This window comes from Enterococcus hirae ATCC 9790 (assembly GCF_000271405.2).
Taxonomy (GTDB): domain Bacteria; phylum Bacillota; class Bacilli; order Lactobacillales; family Enterococcaceae; genus Enterococcus_B; species Enterococcus_B hirae.
Window position 1 is genome coordinate 1,861,968 of record NC_018081.1, and the last position, 16,633, is coordinate 1,878,600.

Annotated in this window: 20 protein-coding genes; all 20 read left to right on the plus strand. The window is 35.0% G+C overall.

Annotation, left to right across the window (positions count from 1 at the left end; all coding sequences use genetic code 11):
• Positions 1-10 precede the first annotated feature (10 nt).
• The 20 genes from EHR_RS14460 to EHR_RS09010 all read left to right on the plus strand — a co-directional run bounded on the left by EHR_RS14460 (position 11) and on the right by EHR_RS09010 (position 16,617).
• Positions 11-280, plus strand: a complete 270-nt coding sequence (locus tag EHR_RS14460) for a hypothetical protein (RefSeq protein ID WP_014834551.1) — start codon at positions 11-13, stop codon at positions 278-280.
• Between the two features lie 9 nt (positions 281-289).
• Complete coding sequence (locus tag EHR_RS08920) at positions 290-814, plus strand: hypothetical protein (RefSeq protein ID WP_010737870.1); 525 nt, start codon at positions 290-292, stop codon at positions 812-814.
• A 64-nt stretch (positions 815-878) separates the two neighbouring features.
• Positions 879-1,223 carry an HNH endonuclease gene (locus EHR_RS08925; RefSeq protein ID WP_010737869.1) on the plus strand — a complete coding sequence of 115 codons (345 nt, stop codon included), beginning with the start codon at positions 879-881 and terminating at the stop codon, positions 1,221-1,223.
• A gap of 4 nt (positions 1,224-1,227) precedes the next feature.
• Complete coding sequence (locus EHR_RS08930; protein ID WP_010737868.1) at positions 1,228-1,509, plus strand: hypothetical protein; 282 nt, start codon at positions 1,228-1,230, stop codon at positions 1,507-1,509.
• A 103-nt stretch (positions 1,510-1,612) separates the two neighbouring features.
• Positions 1,613-1,927, plus strand: coding sequence for a P27 family phage terminase small subunit (locus EHR_RS08935; RefSeq protein WP_002286538.1), 315 nt, complete (start codon positions 1,613-1,615; stop codon positions 1,925-1,927).
• Positions 1,905-3,599, plus strand: a complete 1,695-nt coding sequence (locus tag EHR_RS08940; protein ID WP_010737867.1) for a terminase TerL endonuclease subunit — start codon at positions 1,905-1,907, stop codon at positions 3,597-3,599. Before EHR_RS08935 ends, EHR_RS08940 begins: the two co-directional genes overlap by 23 nt.
• Positions 3,600-3,618: 19 nt before the next feature.
• Positions 3,619-4,797, plus strand: coding sequence for a phage portal protein (locus tag EHR_RS08945; RefSeq protein WP_010737866.1), 1,179 nt, complete (start codon positions 3,619-3,621; stop codon positions 4,795-4,797).
• Complete coding sequence (locus EHR_RS08950) at positions 4,760-5,446, plus strand: head maturation protease, ClpP-related (protein ID WP_010737865.1); 687 nt, start codon at positions 4,760-4,762, stop codon at positions 5,444-5,446. Before EHR_RS08945 ends, EHR_RS08950 begins: the two co-directional genes overlap by 38 nt.
• Positions 5,446-6,594, plus strand: a complete 1,149-nt coding sequence (locus tag EHR_RS08955; RefSeq protein WP_010737864.1) for a phage major capsid protein — start codon at positions 5,446-5,448, stop codon at positions 6,592-6,594. The genes EHR_RS08950 and EHR_RS08955 overlap by 1 nt, the downstream gene beginning before the upstream one ends.
• 9 nt (positions 6,595-6,603) lie before the next feature.
• Positions 6,604-7,479, plus strand: a complete 876-nt coding sequence (locus tag EHR_RS08960; RefSeq protein ID WP_010737863.1) for a hypothetical protein — start codon at positions 6,604-6,606, stop codon at positions 7,477-7,479.
• Complete coding sequence (locus tag EHR_RS08965; protein ID WP_010737862.1) at positions 7,476-7,787, plus strand: hypothetical protein; 312 nt, start codon at positions 7,476-7,478, stop codon at positions 7,785-7,787. The genes EHR_RS08960 and EHR_RS08965 overlap by 4 nt, the downstream gene beginning before the upstream one ends.
• Positions 7,777-8,130 carry a phage head closure protein gene (locus EHR_RS08970; protein ID WP_002286522.1) on the plus strand — a complete coding sequence of 118 codons (354 nt, stop codon included), beginning with the start codon at positions 7,777-7,779 and terminating at the stop codon, positions 8,128-8,130. Before EHR_RS08965 ends, EHR_RS08970 begins: the two co-directional genes overlap by 11 nt.
• Entirely contained in the window at positions 8,120-8,521 is a 402-nt protein-coding gene (locus tag EHR_RS08975; RefSeq protein WP_010737861.1) for a hypothetical protein, read from the plus strand. Before EHR_RS08970 ends, EHR_RS08975 begins: the two co-directional genes overlap by 11 nt.
• Entirely contained in the window at positions 8,514-8,918 is a 405-nt protein-coding gene (locus EHR_RS08980) for a hypothetical protein (RefSeq protein WP_010737860.1), read from the plus strand. Before EHR_RS08975 ends, EHR_RS08980 begins: the two co-directional genes overlap by 8 nt.
• Before the next feature lie 11 nt (positions 8,919-8,929).
• Complete coding sequence (locus EHR_RS08985; protein WP_002318244.1) at positions 8,930-9,535, plus strand: hypothetical protein; 606 nt, start codon at positions 8,930-8,932, stop codon at positions 9,533-9,535.
• Between the two features lie 21 nt (positions 9,536-9,556).
• Positions 9,557-9,919, plus strand: a complete 363-nt coding sequence (locus EHR_RS08990; protein WP_010737859.1) for a hypothetical protein — start codon at positions 9,557-9,559, stop codon at positions 9,917-9,919.
• Between the two features lie 2 nt (positions 9,920-9,921).
• Positions 9,922-10,104 carry a hypothetical protein gene (locus tag EHR_RS14695; protein ID WP_002305377.1) on the plus strand — a complete coding sequence of 61 codons (183 nt, stop codon included), beginning with the start codon at positions 9,922-9,924 and terminating at the stop codon, positions 10,102-10,104.
• A 16-nt stretch (positions 10,105-10,120) separates the two neighbouring features.
• Complete coding sequence (locus EHR_RS09000) at positions 10,121-13,540, plus strand: phage tail tape measure protein (RefSeq protein WP_010737858.1); 3,420 nt, start codon at positions 10,121-10,123, stop codon at positions 13,538-13,540.
• Positions 13,541-13,590: 50 nt separating this feature from the next.
• Positions 13,591-14,328 carry a phage tail protein gene (locus EHR_RS09005; RefSeq protein ID WP_010737857.1) on the plus strand — a complete coding sequence of 246 codons (738 nt, stop codon included), beginning with the start codon at positions 13,591-13,593 and terminating at the stop codon, positions 14,326-14,328.
• 9 nt (positions 14,329-14,337) lie between these two features.
• Positions 14,338-16,617, plus strand: coding sequence for a phage tail spike protein (locus EHR_RS09010; RefSeq protein WP_010737856.1), 2,280 nt, complete (start codon positions 14,338-14,340; stop codon positions 16,615-16,617).
• Positions 16,618-16,633 lie beyond the last annotated feature (16 nt).

Sequence of the window (16,633 nt, forward strand, 5' to 3'; positions counted from 1 at the left end):
AGTTAGAACTATGATTGAAGATGTTATGAGACTAAGTGAGAAAGACGATTCAAATGTGGCGATGCATATCGCAACTAGAAAAGATATAGAGAGTTCGATAGAATATATTGATTTATTGACCCCTAGATTATCTTCCGAAATTATTCTAGATGTGAAAAATAGATCCACAATAGGAGCGGAATATATATATAATGGATTTAAAGAACAGAATTATTTTAATTCGAGTCAATATATGCAAAGAAAATTAATAAGATTATTACCTAATAATAATAAAAAATAAGGTGATCAAATGAATTTTGGCAAAAAAACCAAAGTAATATTTACTAAGGGGAATTTACTTGATAAGATTGACTATTTAAGATATGTTATTGATATTATTTTATGTATTATTGTATTAGTTGCATATAATAAAAAATATATGTTGAGTATTCGTGGAGCTATAAGTGATACAATTTCTTTTTCTTCAATTACCTTAGGCGTTTTGGGAGTATTAATTGGTTTATTGATGAGTTTGAAGGAAGAGTCCATTTTTTTTAAAAAAGCTCAAAAATATGATTTAGATAATGATATATATACATTTTTAATCAATAGAATGAGAAATGCTTTTATATTCAATCTTTTTTTATTGATTTTATCTGTTTTTTATTGTTTCGTTATTCCTAATATGCCATTTTTTATAAAGTGTATGGGTTTAATAATATGGTTCTTTCTATTTATAATTGTATCGTGGGACACCGTTTACTTAATTTGGATAATTGTCAAAATTTGTACTTTTAAAAGTAATGATGATTCTGTAAGAGAATCGAGAAGTTAATAATTATTGATAAGAAGATCACTCTTTGAGTGGTCTTTTTATTTTGCTCGAAAGGAGACGGAATATGACCGAGGAATTCTATAGATGGTTATTACAGTTGATAAGAGAAGATCGTTTGGTTAAGTTCTATCAGTCTCCTAAATGGCGCAGGCTTAGAGAGAAAGCGATGAAGCGAGATCACTATGAATGCCAGGAGTGTAGAAGACTTGGTAAGTATCATAGAGTAGAGAACATTCATCATATAAAGGAAGTCAAGGATAGACCTGACTTAGCTTTAGATTTAGATAATCTTATTTGTTTATGTGTTGAACATCATAATGAAGTTCATGGCAGATATCTTACAGCATTGGATAAACAAGAGAAGAAGATAGAAAGCTTTGATAACTTCGATGCAAGTGAAAGGTGGTAAGTGCATGGTCATCAATGACAATGGCAGAGAGTATGACACAGAAAAGATTGAAGAGTATTCATCTTATACACAAGGATTAATTAAACGTTTGATATACGTTCGCTATGTAGGTATTAGAGATCTGTTATCAGATAACTGTTGTAGCAAATACAAAGTGAACCAAGTAAGAGAAGCGTTAAATAAAGATAATAATATTGAAAGAATAAAAAATGTTTTCGGATATAGCATTGAAGAGATTAATTATTACATTGACTTCGCTGAAGCTTTCATTCCGATGGTGAGATAACCCCCCCTTAAAATAAATCGCAAATTTTTTTGGGGGTGATGAAACGGAGGGGGCTGTCAGGAAAAGAGATTTTTTCGAACTTTATCATGAAAGGAGGGTTAAAATGTTTAAAAACGAATTGTCTCAAAATCGCTACAGAGAAAAATTACGCCGCTCTTTAATAAGCCAATTGGAAAGTCAGAAAACAAATATTGAGCCATTCTTAGATAATGTTGATCGTTATATCAGTTTATGGGAAACGGCGATATCACTGGAAGAAGATATATCCGAGAACGGCATTAGACTGGAGAATGGTAAAAAGAATGAATCAGTAGCGTTGCTTGTTTCTGTTAACAAACAAATGGGATTGATGTTGGATAAACTTGCTATTACTCCTGAATTGGTAGGTGAAGCAAATGAATCAATTCCTGAGTTATAAGCATATTGAAAATTGGTTCAAAGCTATAGAAGAAGGCACTGTCAAGGTATGCAAAGAGCAATTATTGCTCAAGAAGTACCTAGAAGAAAGAGTTTTTACTAGAGAAGATATTTACTTCGATAAGCAGATGGTAGAGGATTCAATCAATATACCAGCACAATACTTTCCATTCGAATTAATTCCGTGGGAAAAATTTCTACAATGTTTTATTTATGGTGTTCGATGGAAAAAAGATAAAACGCTAGTGTTCAATAGATATCTTTCATTAATGGGACGTGGTAATGGTAAAACTGGTTTTGCTTCTTGGAACAACTTCTTTCTATTAACCGCTAAACACGGTATTAAAAATTATGATATTGATATCTATGCCAATAATGAGAGCCAAGCAAAGACTAGTTTTGATGATGTATTTAAAGTAATTAAAGATCATCCTGATTTAGATAAAAAAGTATTTAAAGCGACGAAGGAAGTTATTCAAAATATCGCTACAAATAGCAAGCTTCGTTATAACACGGCAAATGCTAGAACAAAAGATGGGAAACGACCGGGAGCAAACCGCTTTGATGAAATTCATGAAAATGAAGATTACTCAATGATAAATGTGGCTACTTCTGGTGGTGGTAAAATTCGAGATTATAGAGAATTTTATGATACAACTAATGGCCATGTTCGTGGTGGTCCGCTTGATGACATTATAGAAGAATCAAAAATGATTCTTTCTGGAGAACTTGGAATTGACAAGGATGGAGTAGAATTTTCTAGTTTGTTTCCATTTATTTGTCGCTTGGATAACGATAATGAAGTTGATGATCCCGACATGTGGGAAAAAGCTTGTCCAACCATTAATAACAATGCAGATTTAAAACGTAAAATGTTTCAAGAATACTCTCAAATGCAACGTAATGCTGGTTTAAGACTTACGTTCATGACAAAACGAATGAACAGACCTATGGAAGATACACGATTTGCTGTTGCTTCATATGATGATGTTCTGCATACGAAAGAAAAAGAATTTCCTGAAAAAATGGATGAAGTGATAGGAACAGTCGATTTTGCTGATAGACGAGATTTTGCCAGCGTTGGGTTGCTAGGAAAATATGATAAAGATGTGTATTTTACACAACATACTTTTATCCACGAATCAGCTCTTCGATTACAAAACATAAAACGAGAGGTTATAGATATTTCTATAGCTCAAGGTAAATCACAGATCGTTCACGGAAAAAATATAGAAGCTGATTATATTGTAGGTTGGTTTCTTGAAATGAGTAATAAATATTACATTAAAAAAATCGCTATGGATATGTACCGTGCAAAAATATTGAAGCCCGCTTTAGAAGAAGCCGGTTTTACTGTGGAAATTGTTCGAAGCGGATCTGCTACACATGGTATGTTAAAAGATCTGGTTGATGACCTTTTTATTAATCAACGTTTATATTTTGGCGATGATGCAATTATGCGTTGGTATTGCATGAATGTATATGAAGAGCATATTTCTAATGGGAATATACGTTATGAAAAAATAGAACCTGAGACTAGAAAAACGGATGGCTTTTTTTCATTCCTTCATGGTTTGAATTTTTTAGATGATATTTATGATTCTGCTCCTGTAACAGTCACAAATAGCTTAGTAGAAAATACAGGAACTGGATTTACTCCTCTAGTATTCTAACTTGAAAGGAGGTGAGAAAGTGGGGATTTTTCAAAAGGCGGTAGGATACTTCACAAAAAAAGCAACGGTTCCTTTAGAAGAATACTTTTGTAAATTGCAAGTTGATTTTGTGTATCGAAAATTTGCGATTGAAACTTGTATTGATTTGATTGCAAATGCGATGAGTAAAGCAGAATTCAAGTCATATGAAGATGGAAAAAATAAAAAGAATAATCTGTACTATAGGCTGAATGTAGCTCCTAATAAGAAAAATAATGCAACAGAATTTAGAAAAAAACTGATCAGGAGATTAATATTCTACAATGAAGTATTGATCGTTTCTCCGTCTAATAATTCTAGCGAAATATTTATTGCGGATAGTTGGGATGTCACAGAATATGCATTGAAAGATGATGTGTTTTCTCAAGTGCAAATTAATAATATAGTTCTTGATAGAGAATTTCTAGAAAGTGATGTTATCTATATAAAATACGCAGATCAACAAATTAGGCAACTAGTCGATGCGTATTATCAAGCGTATGGGAAACTCATTTCTAGTGCTATGAATGTTTACAAACGTTCTAACGCTCGCAGATACGTACTGAAAGGTAATTTGTTCCGATCGCAAGACAATACAACCCAAGACCAAATCAATAAAATGATGACATCACAATTTAAGGCTTTTATGGAAGCTGATAATGCAGGTGCGGTATTTCAATTACAAAATGAGTACACATTAGAAGATTTCAGCGGAAACTTCCAAAGCAATTCGAGAGATATAAAAAACTTAATAGATGACATCTTTGAGATGACAGCAGCAGCGTTTCACGTTCCGAAAAACCTACTAAAGGGAGACATGAGTGGGTTATCGGATCAAGTGGACGCTTTTTTAATGTTCGAAATCATTCCAATTGCTGAACTTATTCAGGATGCGTTTAACGCTAGTCTCTATGAAGCAGAAGAATACTTGTCAGGGAATTTTGTACGTGTTGATACAACTATGATCAAGATTACTAGCTTCAAAGATTTGGTTGACGCTATTGATGTCGGCATTAGAAATGGGGTATTTACAATCAACGAAGGAAGAGAACGCGTTGGAAATGATCGCTCTGATAAGGCGATGGCAGATGAAATATTTATAACTAAAAACAACCAACAAGTATCGAAAGGAGGTGAGGCGAATGACGACAATGAAAACATTTCTAGCAGTAAAGAATGAAGGCGCAGTACCGCAAATTTTTATTCAGGGATTTATTGGTTCTAGTTGGTTCTTTGAAGGGAATACTGACAAGGGAATCAAAAATATTTTGGATAGTCTAGGTGATCAAGAAGAAATTGAAGTAGTGATTAATTCAAACGGTGGAGACGTATTTCAAGGGATTGCTATTGGGAACTTACTTAAGTCAAATAAAGCAAAAATCAACGTTGTGATTAACGGATTAGCCGCTAGTGCTGCTTCAATTATCGCAATGGCTGGCGATACTGTAAAAATTTACAACAATGCACAATTGATGATTCACCGCGCTTCCACATATGGAGAAGGAAATGTCGATGACTTCCGCACGATTGCTGATCAATTGGAATCAATTGATAAGTCTGTAAAGGCTTCATATAAAACAAGATTCAACGGCACAGATGAAGTATTGCAAGAACTTCTTGAAAAAGAATCGTTTATGGATGCAGAAACAGCTTTGAGTTATGGGTTGGTCGATGAAATTATCGATGCAGAAAATAGCGCAGGTACTGAAGCCAAGAAAGAACAAAGCGTCGAAGAAATTTTGAATGACGTTGAAGAAAAAAGAACGGAAAAAATTGCTGCATTTACAGCAGCATTAAACAAAACATTTGGACAAGGAGATGCAAAATAATGACAGTTAAAAATTTAAAAGGTGTAACAGCTGCAAGTGACCAATTGATGAAAGCTTTTAAAGATGGTAACGAAGAATCTTTTAGTGCAGCTATGGTAAGTTTATCTAAGGAAATTCAGGATAAAATTTTAGAAGAAGCAACAGCAAAAAATCAAGATCAATTAGTATTAATGAATCGTGGTCAGCGTGTGTTAACTACGCAAGAAACAAAATTCTATAACAAAGTGGTGAATAACGAAGGTTTTGCAGGGGTTGAAGAATTAGTACCAGCTACTGTATTTGAAGATCTAGAACAATCTCATCCACTATTGCAAAAAATTACTTTTGTTAACACAACTGGTGTAACAGAATGGATTGTGTCACGTGGAGTCAATCCAGCATGGTGGGGTAAACTTTGCGAAGCTGTTAAAAAAGTTTTAGATAATGGCTTTGACGTAATTAACATGAAGCAGTTCAAGCTATCAGGTTATATTCCTGTATGTAAGGCAATGCTTGACTTAGGTCCAGTATGGTTAGATCGTTATGTCCGTACTGTTTTAGTAGAATCATTGAGAATTGCATTAGAACAAGCAATTGTTGATGGTACTGGTAAAGATATGCCAGTCGGAATGATGCGTGATATGAGTAAACAAACTAGCGGAGAATATGCTGAAAAAACAGCAGAACCTATTACAGCTTTAGATGCTGCAACTATGGGCGGTTTGATGGCGCGACTATCGAAATTCAATATCGAAGGTGTAGATGATCCGATTTATCGTAATGTGAATCCTTCTGATGTGGTCCTAATTGTGAATCCAACTGATTACTGGTCTAAAGTATTCCCAGCTAAGACTGTACTGACTGCTAATGGAGAATATGTACAAGTATTGCCAGTACCAGTTTCAGACTTGCAGTCAACAGCTGTGCCAGAAGGAAAAGCAGTTATTGGGGTAGCTTCAGATTACTTTATGGGTGTAGTATCTACACTAAAAATTGAAGCTTCAGATGAATACCATTTTGTTGAAGACGAACGCATTTATCTAGCTAAACAATATGCAAATGGACAACCTAAACGTAACGATAGTTTCATTGTGTTAGATATTAGCGCTTTGGGAACTACTACTATAACTACAAAACCAACAACCACAACAACTACAACACAAGCGTAGGTGATCAGAATGAAGTATATTCTTTGTCAGCCGGCAATCAATCGGTTTAAATGGGAGCTTGAAGTTTGTTTAACTAATCTGAAGAAACTAGGAATCAAAGATATCGTATTGCTTTTCAGCAGACACGATGATCAGATTCCTATTTTTTTTGAGAAGGAATATGGCGTTGAAGTTCATGTGTACGACGATCTGCGGGACGACAAAGAGTATATTCCTTCGATTAAACCATATTTATGGTGGAAATATTTAGAAGAAGATTATTCGCGTGAGGACGACCGATATTTCTATATCGATTCGGATGTCATTTTCAATAAAAGAATTAATTTGCGCAAATTGCCTTCTAAAGATGATGTTTGGTATTGTAGTGACTGCTGTAGTTATCTAAGTCTTGATTATATTAGAAGCTGTGAAAACGGAGAAAATATTCTAAAAGATATGGCAAACATTGTAAATGTTACAGTAGAATCTTTGGAAACTATAAACGCTAATTCAGGAGGCGCACAGTGGGTTATTAACCGTCCTAAAGCGAATTATTGGAAAAAAGTTTATCTAGATTCTAATCGGCTATATCGCTACCTTAGAGGGCAAAAAACAAATATACAAATCTGGACAGCCGAGATGTGGGCACAGCTTTGGAACATGATGTATTTCAATATTGGTCCTAAAGTTCACAAGGAATTAGACTTTTGTTTTGCTACTGATCCAATAGAAAAAGTTAAAGAAGTAAAAATCTTGCACAATGCTGGAGTAACAACAGCTGACGAAGATTTATTTTTCAAAGGGAGATATGTGACTTCCACGCCTTTTGATGAAGATTTATCATTTGTAAACAAGAAAAAATGCTCTTACGCATATGCTAAAGCAATTAAGGCGGTGGTTAGATGACGTCTGAACAAGTGACTGAAGAATTGCTCACAGCTGTGAAGGATAATATTTACGTTACTTGGGACGAAGAAGATGAGTCAATTAAAAAGATGATAGCTAAAAATGCTGTTTATCTTCAAAGTAAAGTGAGTACAACTCTTTCTTTTTCTCCTGAAAGCTTAGAATACGGATTGCTAATCGAAAGATGTAGATACGACTGGAATCGTGCTTTAGATGAGTTTGAACAAAATTTTGCTAGTGAGTTATTAGGTTTCATTCAACATTATGCGCTACAAGAATATATTGCAGGTGATGGGAATGGCGAATAATCGTAGACTCGAAGAAACGTTCAACGATGGTTGGTTAAAGATTTTGACGCAAACCACAAAAAGAAATGAATTAGGAAAAAAGATTGGTGTAGAAGATACAGAAATTACTTCTTTAAAATTTAGAAATCTTTCCATGAGAGATAGTGATATAACAGCTATGGATGCGATGGGATCGAAATTAACTAAGAAAGTAAAGACTCCATTTCATCCAATCGCCAAGAAATTTAATAAAGATCAATATTTTATCGTAATCGATAGTATGCGTTACAACGTTATCTATGCCGATTACGATAATTTTTATATCTATTTTTATCTTGAAAGTGTGGGTGAATATGGTGATTGATAATTCTAAAGAAAAAGAACGTTTAAATAATCAAATTTCTGCTATCAAAACTTCCTTAGAAGAACATTTTAAGCTCAAACTCTTTCAAGACTCTGTTGGCGAGGATGAGCTACCTGATGATTTTAATTACTTCATTCTCGAAACAGGAGAAATAGAAATGACCACTGAACCAAAATATAGCGTGGGTCAAAATCTATATCTAACTTTCTATTCAGAAAATAGAGAAGATTTAACAGGAGATTCACTAGATATTATTTCATTGATTCAAAATCGTTCGATTCGTTTTCAGAGAATGGATCCCAACCATTTAAAACTAGAAAATCAAGATCGCTATATCGATCAATTGGTATTTACGTTTAGACGATTATTGAAGAGTGATTGTTATGGCTAAAAATAGTTGGGAGCTAAAAATAAATGGACATGATGAACTTCTTGTGCGGATGGAACGCTATTCAAGCGAGAGCGAACGACTGATTAACGAAGCATTGAAATCAAAAGGTTCAGATATTGCAGCGGATAGGATTACGGAAAAAATTCCTGTTTCTGAAGCAGATTTAAGAAGAGGGCACCAACACGCAAAAAATAGTCGTCCACTTAAGACTCAATATATTAATTTGGGTTTCATCATTAGACCTACAAGAAAATTTGAGTATTTAAAATATCCTGATTTGGGGATAGGTACTTCTAAAAGAAATCAGCCAGACGAATTCATGAGAAGAGGATTAGGTCTTGCGCTTGATCCAATTACAGAACTTCTGATTCGTCAATTCGATAAATTAAATAAATAGGGGGAACAACAATGGCTAAAACAACAACTGTAGTAACAACGTTTGATAACGTGAGTATCAAACGAATTGCTTTTAATTTTAAGAACGCAGAAAATGCAATCGCAACAGATTGTAACGGACAATTAGATGGCGAAACAGAAATGCAAACGGTGGTTAAAAAATGTGGAGCGACAGAAGTAAAATCAAAATCTAAACCAATCAATATGACGGTAACAATTACTGCACATGTACCGATGGAAGTTTATCGACGTTTCAATGGATTGAAACAAGATGAACGTATTAAACCAGGCATTTACTCTTACGGTCCTGATTCAGTAGGCGAAGATTTCTCACTTGCTGCAGAGATCGTGGATGACTTCGAAGAAAATAGCAAGTTAGTTGGTATGTTAGCATGCACTTCAAATACAGGATTAACATTTTCTATTGAAAATGGCGCGGATGAAGTAGCTGCGTTAGAACTAGAAACAAAAGTTATGCAAGATGAATTTGGTAAATTCTATCATGAAGCAATTGTTGCAGAACTTGAAGAAGACTTAACAGATCAATGGATGACGAATCTATCTGCTGATGTGATTAAAAAGAGTTCAACAACCACTACTACAACGACACAAGCTTAAATATAAAACGGAGGTAGCAAAATGAACGAAGATTACTCAAAAATTGAACTAAACGATGGAACAATTTTGAATTTAGAACCTAAACTGAATATCAAGAAATTATTGATGATCAATAGAGATTTTAACACAGACGAGTTTGCAAAAATGACTGTGGGAAAAGGATCCATGGATATTTCTGTTATTCAAGGTGCAAAGGCTGTGTATATTGCTTACCGCCAAGCGAACATGACTGATTATATTTCATTCGATGAATTTATCGATAAATGGGATTTTGATATGGCTACTGCCAGCTATACTTATCAATTGATGATGTTCAAACAAGCACGCGATGCTTATCAAAAAGAATTTGAAAAAGCAAATAAAGAAAAAAAGCTTCAAAAGTAAAAATGCCAAAGCTCTTAGTTGAAACGTGGGTCGATGTCTATTCGATGTTGACCGACGTTTTTTCTATGCCTTCAGATTTGGTTTTAAGCGATATCTGTTTAGATGACATTTTGCAAATGGCTTACAACAAGAGTGCTTATGAAGGATGGAAAAACTATGCAATAAACCAATCCCAGAAAAACTAAAGAAAGGAGGTAAAAAATGGCTAAAAAGAGAACAGAAGCAGAAGTAACTTTCATAGCTAACGATGACGGATTGAAATCTACGTTAAAAGAAATCAGTGCTGAATTAACTAAAAATAGAGCAGAATTAAAACTAGAACAAGCTCAGTTACAACAGACTGGCTCTGAATCAGATAAGTTAGGAAGTAAATTATCTTCTTTAGAGAAGCAGTATGAATTACAAAGTCAAAAAGTTGAAGTAACTAGCCAACGTTTAGCCAATGCGAAAAAATATTATGGAGAAAATTCCACCGAAGTTCAGAAACTTGAGAGAGAACTGATTAATCAGCAAACAGCGCAACAACGTTTGTCAAACGAAATTGATAAAACGAGTAATGCACTAGCTCAAGCAAAAGGCGAAATACAGACGTACGAGTCTACAATGCAACAGTTGGATAGTGAACAGAAAAATGTTCAAGCAAGTGCTTCTCTGATTGAATCAGAATATAAAAAATGGCAAGCAACTGCTGGTCAATCAGCTTCTGAATCCGAGAAATTAGCGAAAGCCCAAGAATATGTTTCTCAACAATCTGAAAATGCGGAGAAAACGATAGATATCCTAAGACGACAGTTAGAAGCTACACAGTCTGAATTTGGCGCTACATCCACAGAAGCAATGCAGATGGAAGCAAAGCTTAATGATGCTGAACGTGAATTTGAAGAGTTAGGACAAGCTGCTAAAAATGTAGATACAACTAACTTGGACGATATCGGAAGCAAAATAGATATGAATAATCTAATGGAAGCTTCTGACGTTTTAAGCGACATAGGCGATAAGCTTACAGAGTTAGGGAAACAAGCAGTAGAATCTGCTAATAGTGTAGGTAGTTCCCAGAGTAAGATACAAGCTAATTTTGGTTTGACTAAACAAGAGGCTGAAGAATTAACGAATATAGCCAGAGACATTTATTATAAAGGTTTTGGAGAATCGTTAGATCAGTCCACAGATGCATTGATTTTGGTAAAGCGTAATTTAGGCGATTTAAATAATCAAGATTTACAAAATATCACGGAACAAGCTATGGTCCTAGAAAACACCATGGGCGCTGATATGGATGAAACGTTACGTGGTGTAAATGGCTTAATGGTCAATTTCGGCTTGAGCGCTCAAGATGCAATGGATTTAATGGTTTCGGGTACTCAAAACGGTTTAGATAAAACGCACGAATTAGGCGACAATATGGCAGAATATAGCCAATTATGGAGTCAAATGGGATATTCAGCTGATGAAACGTTCGGAATGCTTCAAAATGGTTTAGATGCGGGTGCTTATAACCTTGATAAAGTCAATGACTTAGTTAAGGAAATGGGAATATCGTTAACAGATGGTCGATTTGAACAAAACATGGATATGTTTAGTGAAAGTACTAGAAAAGCTTTTGAAGAGTGGAAAAATGGCGGAGGAACACAAAAAGACGTTATTAATTCCATGATTCAAGATTTTAGCAATATGGATGGTCAATACGACCAATTAAATAAAGCTTCGACAATTTGGTCTGCGCTTGGTGAAGATAATGCGATGAAAGTTGTCCAATCTTTGACTGATGTTAACCATACATTTGATGATGTTAGTGGATCTGCACAAAAAATGAATGAAGATTCTACTACTCCGTTACAAGAATTAAACGGAAAAATAGCTGAATTAAAGGATTCATTAGCTCCTATAGGCAACATAATCATAGATGCACTCGAACCAGTAATTGATTTTCTAGGAAAGATGGCTAATGCGTTTAATAGTCTTCCACAACCAGTACAGGATTATGCCGTAGCGATTGGCGGATTGACTGCTGCATTTACTTTATTAATGCCAATAATAGTTGGCTTCATGGCTCTAGGTGGTCCTACTACATTAATAATAGGAGCAGTTATTACTGCTATTGCTGGAGTTATAGCAATTATAAAAAACTGGGGTGCAATTACTGACTGGTTTAAGGGAATATGGAGTAAATTCACTGATTGGTTGGGTGGTACTTGGGAAAGTATAAAAGAAGGTGCCTCATCAGTTTGGGATGGAGTTAAAGAAACCTGGTCTGGATTTGTAGATTGGGTTCAAGATATTTGGCAAGGCGTTTCTGACTGGTTTGGAGATTCATGGAGCGGATTAGTTGAAGGAGCTTCCAACATCTGGCAAGGAGTCCAAGAGACTTGGCAAACATTCGTTGATTGGGTTTCAAATATTTGGAACGGAGTCAAAGAAGTATGGTCGATTATTTGGGCAGACATTGTAGGGATTGTTCAAATACCATGGACATTAATAACGTCGTTGATTCAAGCTGGAATTAATATTATCGTGGGTATTTTTGATGTAGCTGGACAGTTATTAGGCGCAGCTTGGCAAGCTGTTTGGACTCCTATTTCTGATTTCCTTAAAAATACTTGGGATACTATGACACAATGGATAAGCACCGCTTGGAATGGAATTGTAACTACATTCCATACTGTATTTGATCCAGTAGTGGCATGGTGGAACGGTGTATGGACATCCATTAGTACTACGGCTTCAAATATTTGGAATTCAATTAGTGCAACAGCTTCTAGTATTTGGAACAGTATCAAGAATACAATCACTAGCTTGGTGCAAGCAGCTGCTACAGTAATTCAAAATGTTTGGTCAACTGTATCTAGTTGGTTAGGTGGAATTTGGAATTCAATCAGTTCTACAGCATCAAATATCTGGAATAGTGTGACTAGTAGTATAAGCAATGCTATAAATGCAGCTAAAAGTGCCATTCAAAGTGTTTGGAATAGCATATCTTCATGGATTAGCGGAATTTGGAACGGTATCAAAAACACTGCTTTGAATCTTTGGAATGGAATTACAAGCACTATTAGCTCTAAAGTAAACGATGGAAAAAATGCAATTTCAAGCGGTTGGTCTAATCTAACAGGTATTGTTTCCGGCATATTCAATAATGTTAAAAGCATGATTGCTAACATTTGGGAAGGTATTAAAAAGACTGTTAGCGCTCCAATTGATTGGATTAGAGATAAAATCAGTGGTCTTTTTGATAATTTGAATATTTCTATACCACATATTCCGTTACCACATTTTAAATTGAGTGGGGAATTCAATCCGTTGAAGGGAAAAATCCCAACGTTGGGCGTTGATTGGTATGCGAAAGGTAGTGTGTTTAATTCTCCGAATATTATCGGTGTAGGTGAAGCAGGACCTGAAGCAGTTTTACCTTTGAAAAGATCTGTGTTGCAAGAAATTGGGGATCGTATCTTGAGTAGCACCTCAGTTTCATCTAGGGCACAAACGGTTCAACCTGTGAATAATTACGAATTCAATTTCACAATTGATGGTAACGCAGATGAAGTTACTATGAAGCAAACAACTCAACAAATCATTGATAGCATTACAAAAGTTCAAAATGACAATGCTTCGGCATGGCGTTAAACAGGAGAATATTTCTCCTGTTTTTTTAGTATTAAAAAGGATGTGAAAAAATGACTGATTGTATACATTCTATAATCGATGGATTTCCTGATTATTTGCATAAATTGGCTTTAGCTGAAAGACCAACCATACCTTCTCCAAAAAGACAGAGAGTTGAGACTTCTGTTTTAGGACGGCTAGGTGGCTTAGTGCAAGATTATTCGTTTGAAGATATGTCGTTTACTTTGCACTACAACTACTTAGAGGATGTGGAAGACCATCAAGCTTTTAAGCAATCGTTTTATATCATGCGTCATTGGTTAAACTATGCAAAGAAATTAGAATTCTCTGATGATCCAAACGTCTATTACATTATCCAGACTATTGATATTGGCGATGCAGAAAACGATATCGTTGAATGGGGAGAGTTCGATGTAAATATCACTGTAAAACCATTTGCAAGAGTCCAAGAAGATGTACCTATAGCCGTAGATAAACCACAATCATTTAACTTGCTGAATAATAGTTTAGAAGAAAGTTTTCCAAAGATTATCATCACTCCTTCAGTTGCTTCATGCCAGTTCATCTTAAATGATTATGTGTTTAGTTTTGAAGGATTAGTAGTAGGAACTGACGTAGTCATTGATAGTGATTTGATGCTTTGCTACGAAGAGCAATCGGATGGAGATATTTTAGATCGGTCCAGCAAAATGAAGACTATGCAATATCCGACATTGCAAGTGGATATTAATCATTTTAATTGCACTGGTTTGAGCAAAATACAAATTTATCGTAATGGATTAAGGTAGGTGGAATAGATGATCGATAATTTAATAACTATTTACGATAAGAATGACGCGAATAATTTAGCTGAACATTTATATGATACGCAAGGTTTAGGCGCTTTATCAGATTGGTTAACAGCAACTGTTAGCAATAAACTAAACGGAGCCGAGATATTTCAGGGGACTTATCCAATAAGCGGAACTAATGCAGATTTGATTATAGATGGACGTATTATTCAGTGCTATGTAGATGAAAATCGAGCAAAACAGCGTCTACGGATTTATTATGCAAAGACTTCTGCAATAGGAAATACGATAGAAGTAAAAGCTGAACCTATTTTCAATGATATAAGAAAATCGGTATTGAATAAATATGACAGCGGAACAGAAAAGATCAATGCTACTCAGGCATGGCAAAACGCAAAAGTTTTAGCGAAACCAGCTATTCCTTCACAGTTTTCTTTCTCATCATTAGTAGATACGTTTGCTAACGTGAAAATAGAAAAGGCGAATTTTTTAGAATTCTTTGGTGGAAAAGAGGGATCTATTCTAGATCGATTTCATGGTGAATTTCTAAAAGATAATAACACATTACGTCATGAAAAAAGACTAGGTACGGATCATAAAATCAAAGCGATTTATACTAAAAACTTAACTGGTCTCGACTTAGAGATAGATGTTCAAAGTGTTTTAGTTGGAGTTTATCCTTTCATTAGCAGTTCTTCAGAAGGAGAAGACGAGATTACTCTACCAGAAGAAGTCATTTTCACTGATTACGCGGATGATTATCCTGCTGGATATGTTTCTTTTGTTGATTTCAAAGACAAAGCGACTGATGTGGTCACATTAAGAGAAGCTGCAAAAGAATGGTTGAAAACGAACCTAGACAAACAAAAACCACAAGTGAGTGGATCGATTGAATTAGTACCCTTGAGGCATCAAAGAGGTTATGAAAAATTTGTTGATCTAGAAAAAGTTTCGATGGGTGACGGAGTAGATGTGTATCATCCACAGTTAAAAGTGAATATGTCAGCAAGAATTGTGGAATATACGTTTAATGTTTTAACCAATTCATACGATAAATTAGTTGTAGGAAATGTCAAAACAAACTTCTTAGAAAATACAGAGAATAATGTAAGCCATTTGATTAATGATGCCATTGATCAATTGAAAAATGGTGGTAAAATCAGTGATTTAATCAATGATATTGTAGATCATCAAACAGACCTAATCACTGGTAATGCTGGCGGTTATGTATTATTAGACCCCAAAGAAAGCCCAAGCCGTATTTTAGTAATGGATACGCCTAATAAAGAAACTGCTAGAAATGTGTTACAAATAAACCAGAAGGGTATAGGTTTTTCTAAAACAGGTATTAACGGTACGTATGATACAGCTTGGACACTTGACGGTGGTTTTAACGCTTCATTTATTACAGCAGGTGTCATTACAGGTATTACAATCAAAGGTTCAACCTTGATTAGTACTGGCGCTGATTTTGATACGACAATACAAAATGGTTCTATTTTATGGCATTCTAAAAAGTTAAATCGTGATGTAATTGAAATGCACGCACAAGAAACAACTGAGTCTGATGTAGGGGAGTTATTCTATCAAATTAAAAAGGGTGGGGGCTTCCGTATTCTTGACACCGCAGGTAACCTAGTTATGAGTACTTGGGATAACGGTACAAGTGCGGGTTCATGGTTAAGTTTTTCTTCAAGAGAACTTCACTGGTTTGGTACTAGAAAATCAAATGATGGGTCTATTACCTACGAAACCATGGATCACAATTCTTCATATTTTAAAGTTAAAGTTAACAATAAACCGTTAACCTTTGACTCTGACGGCGGTCTAACCATTTCTAACATAGCAACATTTAACAATGTAGTTGGTAGAATAAATAAAAATACAATTATAGCTGGCGATTTATCAGTACAAGGTAGTAAAAACTCAACTGTAGAAACCAAATCATATGGAAGACGTTTACTTAACGCTTATGAAACACCAGAATATTATTTTGCTGACTATGGGGAAGGCGTAACAGGAGAAGATGGTAAACTAAGGGTAGATATTGAACCTATGTTTGCTGAAACAGTGAATTTAGATCACTATATGACACATGTAACACCTACAAAATTAGTACTATGTGCCGTAACTAAAGAAGCTAGAGACCATTTTATTATAGAAACAAGTGAGCCTAATGTGTTAGTCAGATGGAATATTGTAGCGCATCGCTTAGGTTATGAAGATGTAAGACTAAATGTTGATGAAAATTATGACATAACAAGTCATGATCAAAAACGTTTTTAATCGAAGATGAGAGGGG